General features: G+C 71.8%; 8 protein-coding genes. 4 read left to right on the top strand and 4 right to left on the bottom strand.

Annotated elements, in window-relative coordinates:
* Positions 1-39: 39 nt before the first annotated feature.
* The 3 genes from AQ610_RS12235 to AQ610_RS12230 are packed head-to-tail and all read right to left on the bottom strand — an operon-like array spanning position 40 to position 3883.
* Complete coding sequence (locus AQ610_RS12235; RefSeq protein ID WP_006026258.1) at positions 40-1404, bottom strand: amino acid permease; 1365 nt, start codon at positions 1402-1404, stop codon at positions 40-42.
* On the bottom strand, positions 1401-1592 hold the full coding sequence (locus AQ610_RS33425; protein ID WP_009911841.1) for a hypothetical protein: 192 nt from the start codon (positions 1590-1592) through the stop codon (positions 1401-1403). Before AQ610_RS33425 ends, AQ610_RS12235 begins: the two co-directional genes overlap by 4 nt.
* Positions 1589-3883, bottom strand: a complete 2295-nt coding sequence (locus AQ610_RS12230) for an FUSC family protein (protein WP_006026259.1) — start codon at positions 3881-3883, stop codon at positions 1589-1591. Before AQ610_RS12230 ends, AQ610_RS33425 begins: the two co-directional genes overlap by 4 nt.
* Before the next feature lie 262 nt (positions 3884-4145).
* Here AQ610_RS12230 and recC point away from each other — a divergent pair, with 262 nt between their 5' ends.
* Genes recC through arfB form a run of 4 tightly spaced genes read left to right on the top strand, consistent with a single transcriptional unit; the run spans position 4146 to position 14369 of the window.
* Positions 4146-7490 carry an exodeoxyribonuclease V subunit gamma gene (gene recC, locus AQ610_RS12225; RefSeq protein WP_006026260.1) on the top strand — a complete coding sequence of 1115 codons (3345 nt, stop codon included), beginning with the start codon at positions 4146-4148 and terminating at the stop codon, positions 7488-7490.
* Complete coding sequence (gene recB / locus AQ610_RS12220) at positions 7487-11299, top strand: exodeoxyribonuclease V subunit beta (RefSeq protein WP_006026261.1); 3813 nt, start codon at positions 7487-7489, stop codon at positions 11297-11299. Before recC ends, recB begins: the two co-directional genes overlap by 4 nt.
* Positions 11296-13968, top strand: coding sequence for an AAA family ATPase (locus tag AQ610_RS12215; protein ID WP_043282531.1), 2673 nt, complete (start codon positions 11296-11298; stop codon positions 13966-13968). The genes recB and AQ610_RS12215 overlap by 4 nt, the downstream gene beginning before the upstream one ends.
* Positions 13965-14369 (top strand): alternative ribosome rescue aminoacyl-tRNA hydrolase ArfB, encoded by a 405-nt coding sequence (gene arfB, locus AQ610_RS12210; RefSeq protein WP_006026263.1) that lies wholly within the window; start codon positions 13965-13967, stop codon positions 14367-14369. The genes AQ610_RS12215 and arfB overlap by 4 nt, the downstream gene beginning before the upstream one ends.
* A gap of 277 nt (positions 14370-14646) precedes the next feature.
* Here arfB and AQ610_RS12205 read toward each other — a convergent pair whose 3' ends face one another.
* Positions 14647-15939 (bottom strand): sensor domain-containing phosphodiesterase, encoded by a 1293-nt coding sequence (locus AQ610_RS12205; protein WP_006026264.1) that lies wholly within the window; start codon positions 15937-15939, stop codon positions 14647-14649.
* Positions 15940-15947: the final 8 nt, after the last annotated feature.

Raw genomic sequence — 15947 nt, 5'->3', positions numbered from 1 at the left:
CCTCCCGGGGGCGTGCGCATGCCGCGCCCGTCTGCCGCGTCAGCGCGCGACGGCGGCGAGCCGCGGCCGGATCCGCGTGTAGAACACGAGCGCGAGCATCGCGAGCCACGCGGCGCCGACGAAGAGCGCGACGCGCGTGTCGTCGAAGTAGCCGAGCATCGCGATCACGAACGCCATGAACGCGATCGTGAGCGCCGGCCCGATCGGCCAGAACGGCACCTTGAATTTCAGCGCGGCGGTCTCGGCCGCCGAGAGCCGGCGGCGCATCGCGACCTGCGACAGCAGGATCATCAGCCAGACCCACACGGTCGCGAACGTCGCGATCGCGGCGACCATCAGGAACACGTCCTTCGGCATCAGGTAGTTGAGCACGACGCCGACGAGCAGCGCGCCCGCCATCACGAGCACCGTGACCCACGGCACGCCGCGCGCGGACATCGCCGCGAGCGCGCGCGGCGCCTGGCCCTGCAGCGCCATTCCGTACATCATCCGGCCCGCGCCGAAGATGTCGCTGTTGATCGCGGAGATCGCCGCGCTGATCACGACGAGGTTCAGGATCTCGGCCGCGGAGCGCACGCCGAGCGCCGAGAAGATCTGCACGAACGGGCTGCCGTTCGCGCCGACGCCCGTCCACGGAAAGATCGACATCAGCACGACCATCGTCAGCACGTAGAAGAGCAGGATGCGCATCGGCACCGCGTTGATCGCGCGCGGAATGACGCGCTCGGGCTCCTTCGCCTCGCCCGCGCTCATGCCGATCACCTCGATCCCGCCGTACGCGAAGATCACGACCGACAGCGACGCGACAAGGCCGCCCACGCCGTTCGGCAAGAAGCCGCCGTGCGACCACAGGTTCGCGAGCGACGGCGCGCCGCCGCTGCCGAGCGTCATCCCGGTGAAGAGGATCGCGGCGCCGCCGCCGATCATCGCGACGATCGCGCCCACCTTGACGATCGACAGCCAGAACTCCAGCTCGCCGAACACCTTCACGTGGCACAGGTTGAGCCCGCAGATGATCGTGACGATCGCGAGCACCCAGATCCACTGCGGGACGTCCGGAAACCAGAAGCCCATGTAGATGCCGAACGCGGTGATGTCGGCGATCGCGACGATCACCATCTCGAGCGTGTAGGTCCAGCCGGTGACGAAGCCCGCGAACGGGCCGAGGTTCTCGGTCGCATAGTGGCCGAACGAGCCGGGCACGGGCTCGCGCACCGCCATTTCGCCGAGCGCGCGCATCACCATGTAGACGGCCGCGCCGCCGACGATGTACGCGAGGATGACGGCGGGGCCCGCCAGCCGGATCGCGGACGCCGAGCCGTAGAAGAGGCCCGTGCCGATCGCCGAGCCGAGCGCGAGAAAGCGGATGTGCCGCGCGCTCAGATGGCGCTGCAAGTTCTTCATCGTGTCTCCGAATGATTGGTGTCGTCGGCCGGACAAGCAGGCCCGGCGCTCGCGCCCGAAAAGTTGTATAGACAACTTGGCGCGGAATGGATCATACCAATCGACGCGCGCGGGCAGTAGTCAGGGAATCCCTGAGTACGTGCGCGGCGCGAAACGGTGGAAAGGAAAGGGTGACGCGGGCGACTCACTCGGGCAGCCGGATCACGCTCGCGTCCTTGCGGATCAGCAGCGACGACGCGAGCATCTGCTTGCACTGGTGCGCGAGCACCTTCAGGTCGTGCGTGAGATCGGCGCTCGCGTCCGAGCGTTCGGCGTCGACGACCATCGAATCGAGCTCGCGCGTCAGTTGCCGGGTTGCGTCGGCCTGGTTCGGCGGCGGCGGCGCGCCGGCCTCGGCCCGCTCCAGATGCTCGCGCACGGCGGCCATCCCGCGCTCGAGCGCGGGCGGATTGGCCTGCTCGCACGCGTGGCGCAACAGCGGCGCGGCGGCGGTGATCTGCGCGCCGAGCACGTGGGTCTGCACGAGCAGGTCGTTCAACTCCGGCACGAACTTCTGGTGCGCCTTCGGCTCGAGCATCATCCGCTGGAACGCCTGGCCGAGGTTCGCGAACGCGATGTGCACGTTCTTGCGCGCGAGCCGGTATTGATAGTCGCCGTCGAGGCCGGGGGCCGCCGCGTCGACGACGGCCGCGACCGCCGGCACGGCCGCCGCGCCGTCGGCCACGGGCACGGGCACGGGCACGGGCACGGCGGCCGCCGTCTTGCCACGGCCCGCGCGCCACGTCGCCTCGAAGTACTTGCGCGTCGTCGCGAGCACGTCGGCGACGAGCTTGCCGATCGCGCGGTATTCCCAGTACGGGAAGAGCCGGCTCGCGGCGATCGCGATCATGCAGCCGACGACGGTGTCGATCGCGCGCTCGCCGATGATCCGCATGTTGCCGGGCGCGAGCAGATGGAAGAGCAGCAGCACGTACGACGACGTGAACACGACGCTCGCCGCGTAGTTGAAAAGCAGCAGGCTGTAGCTCATCACCATCGACGCGAACATGAACGCGATCAGCACGTGCGGCTCGCGCACCGTGTAGATCAGCGCGAGACTCGCCGCGCAGCCGATCAGCGTGCCGACGATACGCTGCACGTTGCGCTGCTTCGTCAGCGAATAGCCGGGCTTCAGGATGATGATGCTCGTCATCACGATCCAGTACGCGTTCGTGAGCGGCAGCAGGCGCCCGAGCCAGAAGCCGACCGCGACCGCGATCGTCACGCGCAGCGCGTGCCGGAAGCTCGGCGACCCCATGTTCAGGTTCGAGAAGATGAGCAGCGGCGACATCCGGCGCTTCTGCAGGAAGCGCGTGAGCGCCTTGTCGATCTTCAGTTCGGTCTGCTGCGCGTCGGCGCTGCCCGACAGGTTGCGGCGCATCTTGTCGATGAGGCGCGTCGCGCTCCAGATCCGGCGGAACGTCGCGAGCACGGCCGCGTACGCTTCCGGGTTCGTCGCCGCGAACTGCTTCTTGCGCATCAGCTCGATCTCGTATTCGATCGCGCGCAATTCGGCCTTCACGCTGATCCGCGAATGCGGCAGCCGGTTCTCGAGCACGGCGAAGCCGATCTCCTCCAGATCGGCGGCCGCCTTGCGGATCAGGTCGCGGTAGAAGATCATCAGGTCCGAGCCGCCGAACGTGCTGCGCACGAGCGGGTAATCGGTGTGCGCGCCGACGAACATCTCGTGCAGGTCGACGCTGTTGATGAACAGGTTGAACATCATCGTGCGGCCCGGGTCGAGCTTGCCGCGGCGCAGCTTCGGCAGGTTGCGCAGCACGATGTCGCGCGCGGTTTCCTGCGTCTCCACCGCGGTGATCTGCCTCGCGACGAGATTGCGGTAGCACTCGTCGAGGTCCGCGTCGAGATCGTAGAAGTCCGCGCGCGCGAGCAGGTACGACGCGCACGCGAAGAGGCTTTCGGCGAGCGCCTGCTGCTCGATGCGGCGCGCCTGCCAGCGCGACACGATCGTCGCCCAGTACGTGTACCAGAGCCCGCCCGCGAGAATCCACGATGCGTTGACGAGCGCCTGCAGCGGCGTGAATTTCTCCTCGAGCGTCATCACCATCATGAACAGCGTCGCGAAGCTGATCTGCGGCCAGCGGTTGCCGTAGACGACGATGAGCGACAGCGCGAACGTGAGCGGCACGATCGTGAGCCACAGCGCGAAGATGTGCGGCGTCGCGAGCCCGGTGGCGAGCGCGGAGAAAAAGCCGATCACGCTGCACGCGAGCATTTCGTTGTGCTTGTACTTGAGCGGGCCCGGCATGTCGACGACGCATGCGCCGAGCGCGCCCGTGGCGATCGTGAAGCCGAGCTCGCGGTCGTGCAGCACGATGAGGCTCAGCACGGCGGGCAGCGACACGCCGAGCGCGATCCGTAGGCCGCCGAAGAAATACTGGCTGTAGAAAAACTTCCTGATTTCGACCGAATAGCGCATCGATGGGCGAGTGAGCTGGCGACGGGGCGTCGGGGTGTTCTGGTTGGCGACGAGTCTATCGTATTTCCGCGTCGCGAAAGCCGCGTTTCGGGGCAGGGCGTGCGGCGTTCGGACTCCGACCGCCGCGCGGGCGCAAGACGGGCCGCGCGATCGCGGCGCGCGCCGGATCGGCCGATCGGCCAGGTTCTCGCGCCCGCCGCCCTTTGCTATCCTTGGCTCCTCGACTGGCCGGGCGTCCGCCCGGCGTCCTTCACCTGGTTTCATGCTCCATCTCTTCTACTCGAACCGCCACGAAACGCTGGCCGACGCGCTGCTCGACGATCTTGCGTTCGCGTCGGACGGCGCGGGCCCTTGGGCCGCGCAGCAAGTGATCGTGCCGAGCGCGGCGCTGAGCCGGCGGCTCGAGCTCGACGTCGCGAAGCGGCACGGCGTATGCGCGAACGTGCGCTTCAGCTATCTCGCGCAATGGCTGTGGGCGCAGATCGGCGAAGTGCTGACGGTGCCCGCGCATTCGCCGTTCGCGCCCGATCGTCTCGTGTGGCGCTGCTATCGGCTGCTGTCGGACGCAGGCGCGGCGCCGTGGCGCGGCTCGCCGCGGCTCGCCGCCTATCTGGCCGCGGCCGATGCGCCGATGCGCCACGAGCTCGCGCACCGGATCGCGACGGTGTTCGACCACTACCTGACGTATCGTCCGGAGTGGCTCGCGCAGTGGCGGGACGGCGAATCGATCTTCGCGCTCGAAGGCGCGCCGCGTCACGGCGGCGAGGCCGCGCGCGACGACGAGGCGTGGCAGGCCGCGCTCTGGCGCGCGCTGCTCGCGGAGCTGTCCGACAGCGGGATGCCGCCCGCGCACCGGTTCCTGCGCGAGGCCGGCGCCTTCGATCCCGACGTGATCGCGCGCGCGCAAGCGAAGTGGCCGGATGCGGTCAGCGTGTTCGCGCTGCCGACGATGCCGCCGCTGCACATCGCGCTGTTGCGCGAGCTGTCGCGCTGGATCGACGTGCGCATCTATGCGCTCAATCCGTGCCGCGAATTCTGGTTCGACATCGTCACGGCCGCGCGCGCCGAGTCGCTCGACGCGGCGGACCAGCTCGACTATCAGCAGGTTGGCCATCCGCTCCTCGCCGAATGGGGCAGGCAGACGCAGGCGCAACTGCACATGCTGCACGAGCTGACCGAGAGCGCGGCGGCGAGCGATGCGTCGCGCTACGCGGAGAACGCCGCGCCGACGTGGCTCGCGCGCGTGCAGAACGCGATCCTCGATCTGCAGCCCGAGGATGCGCTCGGCGCGCCGCCCGCCGAGCGCGGCGTCGAAGTGCACGTGTGCCATAGCCTCGCGCGTCAGCTCGAGGTGCTGCATGACCGCCTCCTCGCGTGGTTCGACGCGGACCCGAGCCTCGCGCCGTCGGACGTGCTCGTCGCGATGCCGGATCTCGCGGCGGCGGGGCCGCTCATCGACGCGGTGTTCGGCACGTCTTCGGGCGCCGACGCCGCGCGCATTCCGTACCGGATCACCGGCCTGCCGCCATCGCAGGCGAATCCCGTCGCGCGCGTGCTGCTCGACTGGCTCGCGCTGCCCGAGCGCAACGTCGGCGCGCCGGAGCTCGTCGAGTGGCTGCGCGCCGACGCGATCGCCGCGCGCTACGGAATCGACGCGACGGCGCTCGAAACCGTGCAGACGTGGCTCGCGGCGTCGGGCGCGCGGCGCGGGCTCGCGCCTGACGCGCAGGAGCCGCCGAACGCTGCCGTGCCCGCGCCGCGCCACACGTTCGCCGATGCGCTCACGCGGCTCTTCCTCGGCTACGCGATGCCCGACGGCGCGGCGCCTGTTTCGGCGTGGCTGCCGATCGCGGGCGCGGAAGGCGGCGAGGCCGAGCTGCTCGGCCGGCTTGCGCGCTTCACCGACGACCTCGACGGTTTCGCGCAACGCATCGCCCGCGACTTGACGCCGCAAGGCTGGGGCGACGTGTTCGCCGACGCGCTCGCGCGCTTCTTCGATTCGGGGCCGGCGTTCGCCGACGCGCTGTCCGTCGTGCGCGACGCGCTCGACGCGATGCTCGCCGCGATGGCGGAAGGCGCGGGCGGCGCCGAGTTGCCGGCCGCCGTCGTGCGCGCGGGCCTCGCGGCCGCGCTCGACGATCCGGCGCGCGGCGGCGTGCCGTGGGGCGGCGTCACGTTCTCGTCGCTGACGAGCCTGCGCGGGCTGCCGTATCGCATCGTGTGCCTGATCGGGATGGACGACGGCGTGCTGCCGAGCCTTGCGCGCGCGGACGAGTTCGATCTGATGGCCGTGTTCGCGAAGCTCGGCGACCGCCAGCGGCGCGACGACGAGCGCAATTTGTTCCTCGACCTGCTGCTCGCCGCGCGCGAGCGCCTGCTGATCGCGTACACGGGCCGCAGCATCCGCGACAACGCGCCGTTGCCGCCCGCCGCGCTCGTCGACGAACTGCTCGACCATCTGGCGACGGCGGCGGCCGGGCCGGACGCGTCGCCCGCCGCGGTCGACGCCGCGCGCCGCGCGTTCGTGATCGAGCATCCGCTGCAGCCGTTCTCGGCCGACTACTTCGCGCCGGGCGGCGCGCTCTTCACGTACGACGCGTCGCGCGCGACGCTCGCGCGCCTGCTCGCCGAAGGCGGGCGGGAGGAGGCGTCCGCGTTCTTTTCGGAACCGCTGCCGGCCGAGCCCGCGGAGCCCGTCGCCTTCGCCGATTTCGAGCGCTTCTGGCGCCACCCGGCGCGCTCGCTGCTGCGCGCGCGGCTCGGCATCGCGCTCTCGGACGCGCAGGCGGAGCTCGTCGATACCGAGCCGTTCGAGCTCGATTACGCGGGCAGCGACGCGCTTGCCGAGCGCGTGCTGCCGCTCTTGATCGAGACGGCCGATGCGGCCGCGTTCGAGCATGCGCTGCGCGTCGCCGACGCGAGCCCTGAAGTGCCGGGCGGCGCGACGGGCGCGGTGCGGCGCGACCATGAGCTCGACGCGCTCGCGCAGCTCGCGGGCAACGTGCGGCGTGCGCTCGCCGATGGCGCGGCGCGCATGCCGTTCGCGTTCGACATCGCGCCCGCGTGGCCCGTGGCGGGCGATGCACCGTGGTTCGGCGAACACGACGCCGCGCTCGCCGCGGCGGCGACGCGCGAACCATTGCGCCTGCACGGCGCGCTCGCGCGGCTGACGGCTGCGGGGCAGGTGATCTACCGCTACGCGCGGCCGGGCGCGCGCGATTATCTGTCCGCGTGGCTCGCGCATCTCGTCTATTGCACGATCGATCCCGACGGGCCGCGCCGCACGCTGTGGCTCGGCTCCGGCGACACGTTCGAATTCGCGCCCGTCGCCGCGCCGCTCGAGCAGCTCGCGCCGCTTGCCGCGCTGTTCCGCGCGGGGCGCCGGATGCCGCTCGCGTTTTTCCCGAGGAGCGCGTGGGCGCTCGTATCGGAGAGCGAATCGAAGGCGGCGGGCGTGTGGATCAACGATCGCGTCGCGAGTGAGGCCGACGACGCGGCGCTCGCGCTCGCGTGGCGCGGCGCGAATCCGTCGCTCGACGAACCGTTCGGCGCGCTCGCGCATCTCGTGTTCGATCCGCTCGTCGAGCATCTGCGGAGGGCGTCATGAGCCATGCCGCGCATTCCGGCCCGCCGTCGAGCGAGCTCGACGTCTTCGCATGCCCGCTCGACGGCGTGAACCAGATCGAGGCGTCCGCGGGCACCGGCAAGACGTGGAACATCTGCGCGCTGTACGTGCGCCTGTTGCTCGAAAAGGATCTCGGCGCGGACGAGATTCTCGTCGTCACGTTCACGAAGGCGGCGACGGCCGAGCTGCACGAACGGATTCGCGCTCGCCTCGCGCAACTCGCGCATGCACTCGACACGGGCAACGACGGCGGCGATCCGTTCGTCGCGCGCCTGTTCGAGACGACGCTTGCGCCCGAGCGCGGCCTCGATCCGGAAACGGCTGCGAAGCGCGTGCGCCGCGCGCTGCGCGCATTCGATCAGGCGGCGATCCATACGATCCACGCGTTCTGTCAGCGGGCGCTGCAGGAAGCGCCGTTCGCGGCGGCGATGCCGTTCGCGTTCGAGATGGAGGCGGACGACGGCGCGCTGCGCTTCGAGCTGGCCGCCGACTTCTGGCGAACGCGCGTCGAACCGGTCGCGGCGGCCTATCCCGCGTTCGCCGAGTGGCTCGTCGAATATGGCGCGGGGCCCGCGGCGCTCGACGCACAGCTCGCGCGGCGGCTGAAGAAGCCGCTTGCGCGATTGCGCTGGGACGGACTGCACGCGGCAGACGACGGCGCGGAAAGCACCGCGCGCGCGCACTTCGATACGGCGGCCGCGATCTGGCGCGACGAGCGCGGCGTGCTCGACACGCTGCTTGCCGATGCGCAATCGTCATTGAATCAGCGCTCGCACAAGCCGGACGCGGTGAGCGAGGCGCTCGACGCGTGGGCGCGCCACTTCGAGCAGGCGAGCGCGGTGGCCGCGCTGCCGCGCGCGGCGCTCAAGCTCACGCAGTCCGCGCTCGAGAAAGCGACGAAAAAGGGCGGCGCGACGCCGCGCCACGCGTTCTTCGACGTCGCGCAGGCGCTCGAGGCGGCCGTCGCCGCGGTCGAGGCCGCGCAGCGCGCGCGCTGGCTGTCGCTCGTCGAGCAATGGCTCGACACCGCGCCCGCCGAGCTCGCGCTGCGCAAGCGCACGCGCCGCGTCGTGTCGTTCGACGATCTGCTCGCGAACCTGTATCGCGCGCTCGACGCGCATCCGTGGTTGCGCGAGACGCTGCGCGCGCGCTATCCGGCCGCGCTCATCGACGAATTCCAGGATACGGACCCGCTGCAGTTCGCGATCTTCGACACGATCTTCGCGCCCGCCGGCCCGCTCTTTCTCGTCGGCGATCCGAAGCAGGCGATCTACAGCTTCCGCGCGGCGGATCTGCACACGTATCTCGCCGCGCGCGCGCGGGCGTCCGCGCGCTACACGCTCGCGGTGAACCAGCGCTCGACGCCCGCGATCGTCGATGCGTGCAACCGCGTGTTCAGCGCGAACCCGCGCGCGTTCGTGCTCGACGGGCTCGATTACGAGCCGGTGCGCGCCGGCTCGCGCGTGCGCGCGCCGCTCGTCGACGCAGCCGATCCGCTCGCCGGCGCGGGCGACTTCCGCGTCTGGACGCTGCCCGCCGGCGATGACGTGCTGACGAAGCGCGACGCGCAGCGGCACGCGGCGCATGCGTGCGCGGCGGAGATCGCGCGGCTGATGCGCGGCGCGCGCGAGCATGCGGCGACGCTCGGCGGCGCGCCGCTCGCCGCGTCCGACATCGCGGTGCTCGTGCAGACGCACCGGCAGGGCAGCCTCGTGAAGCGCGTGCTGGCCGCGTGGGGGATCGGCAGCGTCGAGCTCGCGCAGGCGTCGGTGTTCGCGACGCTCGACGCTGAGCAGCTCGAGCGCGTGCTGGCGGCCATCGACGCGCCGGGCGACCTGCGGCGCCTGCGCTCGGCGCTCGCGTCCGACTGGTTCGGGCTCGATGCGGCGGCGCTCTGGCGGCTCGAGCAGGGCGACGCGGATCCGGCTGGCATCGAAGACGCCTCGGGCGATGCGGGCGGAAATGACGGCCGCGTGCGCGCCGCATCGGCGAGCGCGACGGCGCTCCCTGGGGCGGACGCCGACGCGATGGGCTGGGTCGAGCGCTTCTCGCGCTACCGGCTGTTATGGCGCGAGCGCGGCTTCGCGGTGATGTGGCGCACGCTCGTGAACGAACTGCGCATCGCCGAGCGGCTGATGGCGGGGCCGGACGGCGAGCGGCGCGTGACCGATGTCAATCATCTCGCCGAGCTGACGCAGGCGCGCGCGTCCGCGCAGCCGGGCATTGCGCCGACGCTGCGCTGGCTTGCCGCGCAGCGCCTCGAAGGCGGCGGGGACGACGCGCAGTTGCGGCTCGAATCCGACCGCAACCTCGTGCAGATCGTCACCGTTCACAAGTCGAAGGGGCTCGAATACGCGATTGTGTTCTGCCCGTTCCTGAACGATGGCGGGCTGCGCGAGCCGGCCGGCTCCGGCTTGCCCGACGCGCGCGAGTACCACGACGAATCGGGCGGCGCGGTGCTGCATTACGGTTGCGATGAGGAAGCGGCCGAGCGCGCGTCGCGCGAGGCGGTGCGCGAGCAGGCGGCGGAGCGCGCGCGGCTCGTCTACGTCGCGCTCACGCGCGCCGTCTATCGGTGCTATCTGGTTGCGGGCACCTATCAGTCGTCGCGCTCGACGAAGGAGGCGCGGCGCAGCGTGCTGAACTGGCTCGTCGCGGGCGCGGGCCGCGATTTCGATGCGTGGCTGAAGGAGCCGCCCGAAGACGCGGAGCTCGCCGAGCGCTGGCAGGCGCTCGCGGGCGGCCCGGTGACGCTCGGCGCGCTGCCGGCGCCCGCGCATCGCGAGCCGCTCGCGGCCGGGCACGACGCGGGTGCGACGCGAGCCGCGCGGCGCGCGACGCGCGGGCTGCGCGACGCGTGGCGGATCGCGAGCTTCAGCTCGCTCGCGTCGGCGATCGCGCGCGACGAGAGCGGCGTCGCGCGCGCGGCCGACGACGAGATGCGCCCCGATCACGACGCGCTTGCCGCCGCGCTCGGCGCGGACGCGCTCGAGCTGCCGGACGCGGCCGTTGCGATCGCGCCAGCGCCCGCCGCCGCGCCGCGCGAGCCCGCCGAAGACGACATCCTCGCGTTTCCGCGCGGCGCGGCGGCGGGCGAATGCCTGCACCGGCTGCTCGAGCTGAGCAATTTCGCCGATGCGTCGACGTGGCCGCCCGCCGCGCTGCGCGCACTGCACGAGCGCCCGGTCGAGGCGGAGCTCGCGCTGGCCGAGCGGCTTCCCGCGATGATGACGCGGCTCGTCGCCGATCTCGCGGCAACGGAGCTCGTGCCGGGCATGCGCCTCGCGGCACTCGACCCGGCGCGGCGGCTGACGGAAATGGCGTTCCTGTTCCCCGCGCCCGCGCTCGATTTCAACGCATTGCGGCGCTTGCTCGCCGCGCACGGCTATCCGGACGTCGCGCTCGAAGCGGGCACGCTTGCCGGATTCGTCAAAGGATTCATCGACATGATCGTCGAGCACGACGGCCGCTTCTGGATCGTCGACTGGAAATCGAATCATCTCGGCACGACGCCCGAAGCATACGGCGAGCAAGCGCTCGACGCCGCGATGGCGCACCACGCGTATCACCTGCAGGCGCTGCTCTATACGGTTGCGCTGCACCGCTATTTGCGCGTGCGGATGCGCGGCTACGACTACGACGCGCACATCGCGGGCTACCTGTACCTGTTCGTGCGCGGCGTGCGCCCCGATTGGCGAAGCGGCGGCGCGAGCGCGGGCGTGCATGCGCGGCGGCCCGCGCGCGCGCTGATCGAGGCGCTCGACGCGCTGATGCGCGGGGGGGACGCATGAGCGTGGTCGACGAACGTTTCGCATGGACGGGCGGCCTGGCGGACCGTCTGCCCGAGCCGGCCGATTTCGGGCTCGCGCTCGCCGAAGGCTTCGCGCGCCGGATCGGGATGTTGTCGCGCCGCGTCGGCGCGAGCGCCGCGGCCGCGCGCTGGGCGGCGCGCGCGGCGTTCGCCGCGAGCCGCGCAACGGCGGCGGGGCACGTCTGCGTGTCGCTGCGCGCGCTCGCGCAACGCTACGACGAGCCGTTCGCCGACGTGCGCGACGCGCTCGCCGCGAGCGGCGTGACCGCGTTCGACGGCATCGCGCGCGGCGCCGAGTGTCCGCTCGTCGTCGATCGCGACGGCCGGCTGTATCTCGCGCGCTACTTCGACTACGAGACGCGGCTCGCGAACGCGCTCGTCGCGCGCGCCCGGTCCGGCGGCGCGGCGGCGGGCGGCGCCGGCGAACTTGCGCCCGATGCGCTCGGCGAGCGGCTCGTCCGCTATTTCGGGCCGCAGAAGGAGCGGGGCGTCGACTGGCAGCGCGTCGCGGCGCTCGTCGCGCTTACGGGCCGCGTGACGATCGTGAGCGGCGGGCCGGGCACCGGCAAGACGACGACGGTCGTCGGCGTGATTGCGTGCCTGCTCGACGCGCACCGGGACTTGCGGATCGCGCTCGCCGCGCCGACCGGCAAGGCGGCGCAGCGGATGCAGGAGGCGCTGCACGCGCGCGCCGGCAGCCTGCCGGCCGAGCTCGCGACGCGTCTGCCGCGCACGTCCTATACGCTGCACCGGCTGCTGGGCGGCGGCCCGGGCGGGCGCTTCGCGCATCACCGCGACAACCCGCTGCCGTACGATCTCGTCGTCGTCGACGAGGCGTCGATGATCGACGTCGCGCTCGCCGCGCACCTGCTCGACGCGCTCGCGCCGAACGCGCGCCTCGTGCTGCTCGGCGACAAGGATCAGCTCGCGGCCGTCGAGGCGGGCGCGGTGTTTGCCGAGCTGAGCGCGCGTCCCGGATTCAGCTCGGCGACGTGCGCGACGATTGCGCGCGCGCTCGGCATCGGCGAGGCCGAGTTCGTGGCGGCGCTGCCGGACGGATTTGTTCTTGATGCGGCCGATGCGGCGAACGCGGGCGTGAGCCCGGACGCACGCGCGGCTTCGGTCGCTAGCGGTGCGACGGCGCGCGGGGCGGCCGGCGCGGTGGCGCCCGCCGCGCGATCGACGGCTGCCGTTGCCGCGGCGAAGGTTGCGCCGGAAGCCGCCGCTCAGCGCGCGCCGGCGCCGCGCACGGGCCGGCGCGGCGGCGGGCGAGACTCGAAACGGGGCGTCGACGATGCGCAGGGGTCGCTGTTCGCGTTCGACGATGAAGACGCGTTCGGCGTGGATGAATCGGGCGTCGATATGCCGGGCGTCGGGAGGCCGAACCTCGATCACCGGGACGGCCGCGCATCGCCCGACGTCACGCGCAGCCGGCGTGACGCGCTCCCCGTGCGTGCCCGGCCGGATTCGCCGGACGCGCCCGGCATCGAGACTGCCACGCACATGCATGCGCAGACCGGCGAAGCCATCCCCGCCGATTTGCCGTGGGACGCGTCTTCCGCCGAGCCGGCCGCATGGATCGAAGCGGGCGAGCTCGAGTGGCTCGACAATGCGGTCTTTTCGTCGCCCGAACGCGCTTCGACGGATGCCGGATCTGGCGAGCAGCGCCCCGCGACTGCAACGGCAGCCGGCGCGGGCGCACGCACGCCTGCCGGCCGCGCGCCGGCTGCCCGCGCCGAGGCGGATATCGAACCGCAAGCGTCGACGTCGGCGCTCCCGGCCGGGGCCGCGTCACCGGACGTTCCCTCCGCCGCGCCGTTGACCGACTGCGTCGTCTGGCTCGAGCGCAACTATCGCTTCGGCCTCGATTCGCCGATCGGCAGACTGTCGCTCGCGATTCGCCGCGGCGCCGTGCAGGACGCGCTCGATGCGTTGTCGACGGCCGACGACGCGGCCGCGCGCTTCCGCGACGACGGCGGCGCGACGCTGTCGGCCGCGACGGTCGAGCAACTCGCGCAAGGCTTCGCCGGCTACGCGGCCGCGCTGCGCGACGCGCTCGCGGCGCCCGATCCCGATCCGCTGCCGCTCTTCGACGTGCTCAACCGCTTTCGCGTGCTCTGCGCGACGCGCACGGGCGCGCGCGGCGCGGACGAGGTCAATGCGCTCGTCGCGGCCGAGGTGCGCCGCGCGGTGCGCGTGCCGCTCGCGCTCGGCGCGCACTGGTTCGCCGGGCGGCCCGTGATGGTGACGCGCAACGATTACGCGCTCGGACTCTTCAACGGCGACATCGGCATTGCGCTGCCCGACGCGCGCGGGGCGCTGCGCGTCTGGTTCCACGGCGCGGACGGCCGCGCGCGCGCGGTGTCGCCCGCCGCGCTGCCGCCGCACGACACGGCGTTCGCGTTGACCGTCCACAAATCGCAGGGCTCGGAGTTCGACGACGCGGCGCTGATCCTGCCCGCGTCGTTCAACCGCGTGCTGTCGCGCGAACTCGTCTATACCGCGATCACGCGCGCTCGCTCGCGCGTGCAGGTGATCGGCTCGCGCTCGGTGCTCGCGCTTGCGATCGCGACGCGCACGGCGCGCGACTCCGGCCTCGCCGCGCGGATCGCCGATGCGCTGCGCGTCCGGCAGGAGGGCGCGCGATGACGCTGCGCTACGCATTCTCGCCGGACGAGGTCGAGCTGACGGCGGTTCGCGCGCAAGGCGCGGGCGGGCAGAACGTCAACAAGGTGTCGAGCGCGATTCATCTGCGCTTCGACATTCGCACGTCGTCGCTGCCCGACGACGTGAAGGCGCGGCTCCTCGCGCGCGCCGATCAGCGGATCACGCGCGAAGGCGTCGTCGTCATCAAGGCGCAGGAGTACCGCACGCAGGAAAAGAACCGCGCGGCCGCGCTCGCGCGGCTCGACACGCTGATTCGCAGCGCAGGCGTCGCGCCGCGCAAGCGGATCTCGACGCGGCCTACGCGCGCGTCGAAGGAGCGCCGGCTTGCCGAGAAGAGCCGGCGCAGCGAGGTGAAATCCGGGCGCGGCAGGATCGTCGAATGAATGGCCGGCCCGCCGCGTTTGCTCGGGCGTGTGCGGCGCATGCGGCGCGGGGGAGGCGTGCGGTTGGCGCCGCTCGGACGATAACAACTGCGCCTGGCGTGACGGCGGCGCGGAAGCGGAGAAACACGGAAGCGCAGAAACACAGAAACGCGCACGTCGATGCCGCGCGCCTGCTCGCCCGTCCGCTCCGCGTGCGGGAGCCGCTCGCCTGACGAGCAGCCCCCGGGCCGAGGCGTCGGCCAACGCGCCGCCGCTTCCCGTCGCGCTTCCCCCGCCCCTACCGCTCGTCCCCGTATGACGAAAAATCGAAGTCGACGCAGAACACCTTCAGCGTCGTCCCGAGAGGGATCGCGACGGCGGCCGTGTAGCAGTCGCGGCCGTCCGTCAGCGAGAAGCGCGGCCCCATCAGCGCGACGCGTCCGGGCGCCGCGACCGCGCGCTGGAAGTACGCGCGCCGCGACCAGTTGCAATGCAGCTCCGGCAGCAGCGGCGCGAGCCGCCGCGTCGTCGCGCTCGGCGCGTCCGGCGCGTCCGGCGTCTCGGTCGTGACCGACGGCTCCACTTGCTCGCCGTTCGCTTCCGCAACGAACACGCGCCGCACGATCGGGTTCGTCAGCAGCCGCTGCGCGGCGCCGCGCAAATCCCGGGTCTGCGCATAGTCGGCGGCGCCCGCGAGCACGATGCGCTCGATCGTGTCGAAGCCGGGGGGCACGACGTCGCCGTGCCGCGCCTTCACGCGCTCGGCGAAGCGCTGCCATGCGGCCTCGATGCGCGCCGGCGCGGCGCGGCCCGCGCGCTCGAGCGACGGATCGGGCTGGCCGAAGCAGAAACCCTGCACGAAGTCGACGTCGGCATCCATCAGGATCTGCAGCGCGTCTTCGCTTTCGACGCCTTCCGCGAGCACCATCGTGCCCGCGTGATGCAGCATCGTGACGAGATGATGGACGATCCGGTGCGCGTCGCTCGCCGCGAGCGAGCGCTCGAGGATCGAGCGGTCGAGCTTCACGATGTCGGGCTTGATCTGCCAGATGCGGTCGAAGTTCGAGAAGCCGGTGCCGAAATCGTCGACCGCGATCAGGAAGTCGCCGTGCTGGATCATGTCGAGCGTGCGGGCGAGCGCGACCTCGTTGCGCGACGGCTGCTCGATCACCTCGAGCACGACGCGCGTCGGCGGCAGCGCGAAGTGCGCGCAGAGCGCCTCGATGAACGCGCGCGGCGCGATGTCGGCGTCGAACATCTGCGGCAGCACGTTCAGGAACAGCCAGCACGAGCCCGTGTCCTGCGCGGCGAAGTTCGCGGCGTGCAGGCAGCGGGCCAGCCGGTCGAGCCGGAGCGTCTCGCCGCGCGCCTGCGCGCGCGCGAACAGCGTGTCCGGCGAAATCGGCGCGCCGTTCGCGTCGGTCGCGCGCACGAGCGCCTCGTAGCCGACGACGCGCTTGTGCGTGATCGAGATGATCGGCTGAAAGGCGCTCGCCAGCGTGATGTCGTGATATTGCACACGCCAGCCTTCGTCGCAGCGTGCGAACTGCGAAATCAGGCTTTCGGGGGAGAGCCCCTGCGTTTTCGGCATGGTGTCAG

Origin of the sequence: Burkholderia humptydooensis (assembly GCF_001513745.1) — a bacterium.
Taxonomy (GTDB): Bacteria; Pseudomonadota; Gammaproteobacteria; order Burkholderiales; family Burkholderiaceae; genus Burkholderia; species Burkholderia humptydooensis.
This window is presented reverse-complemented; position numbering and strand designations above follow the sequence as displayed.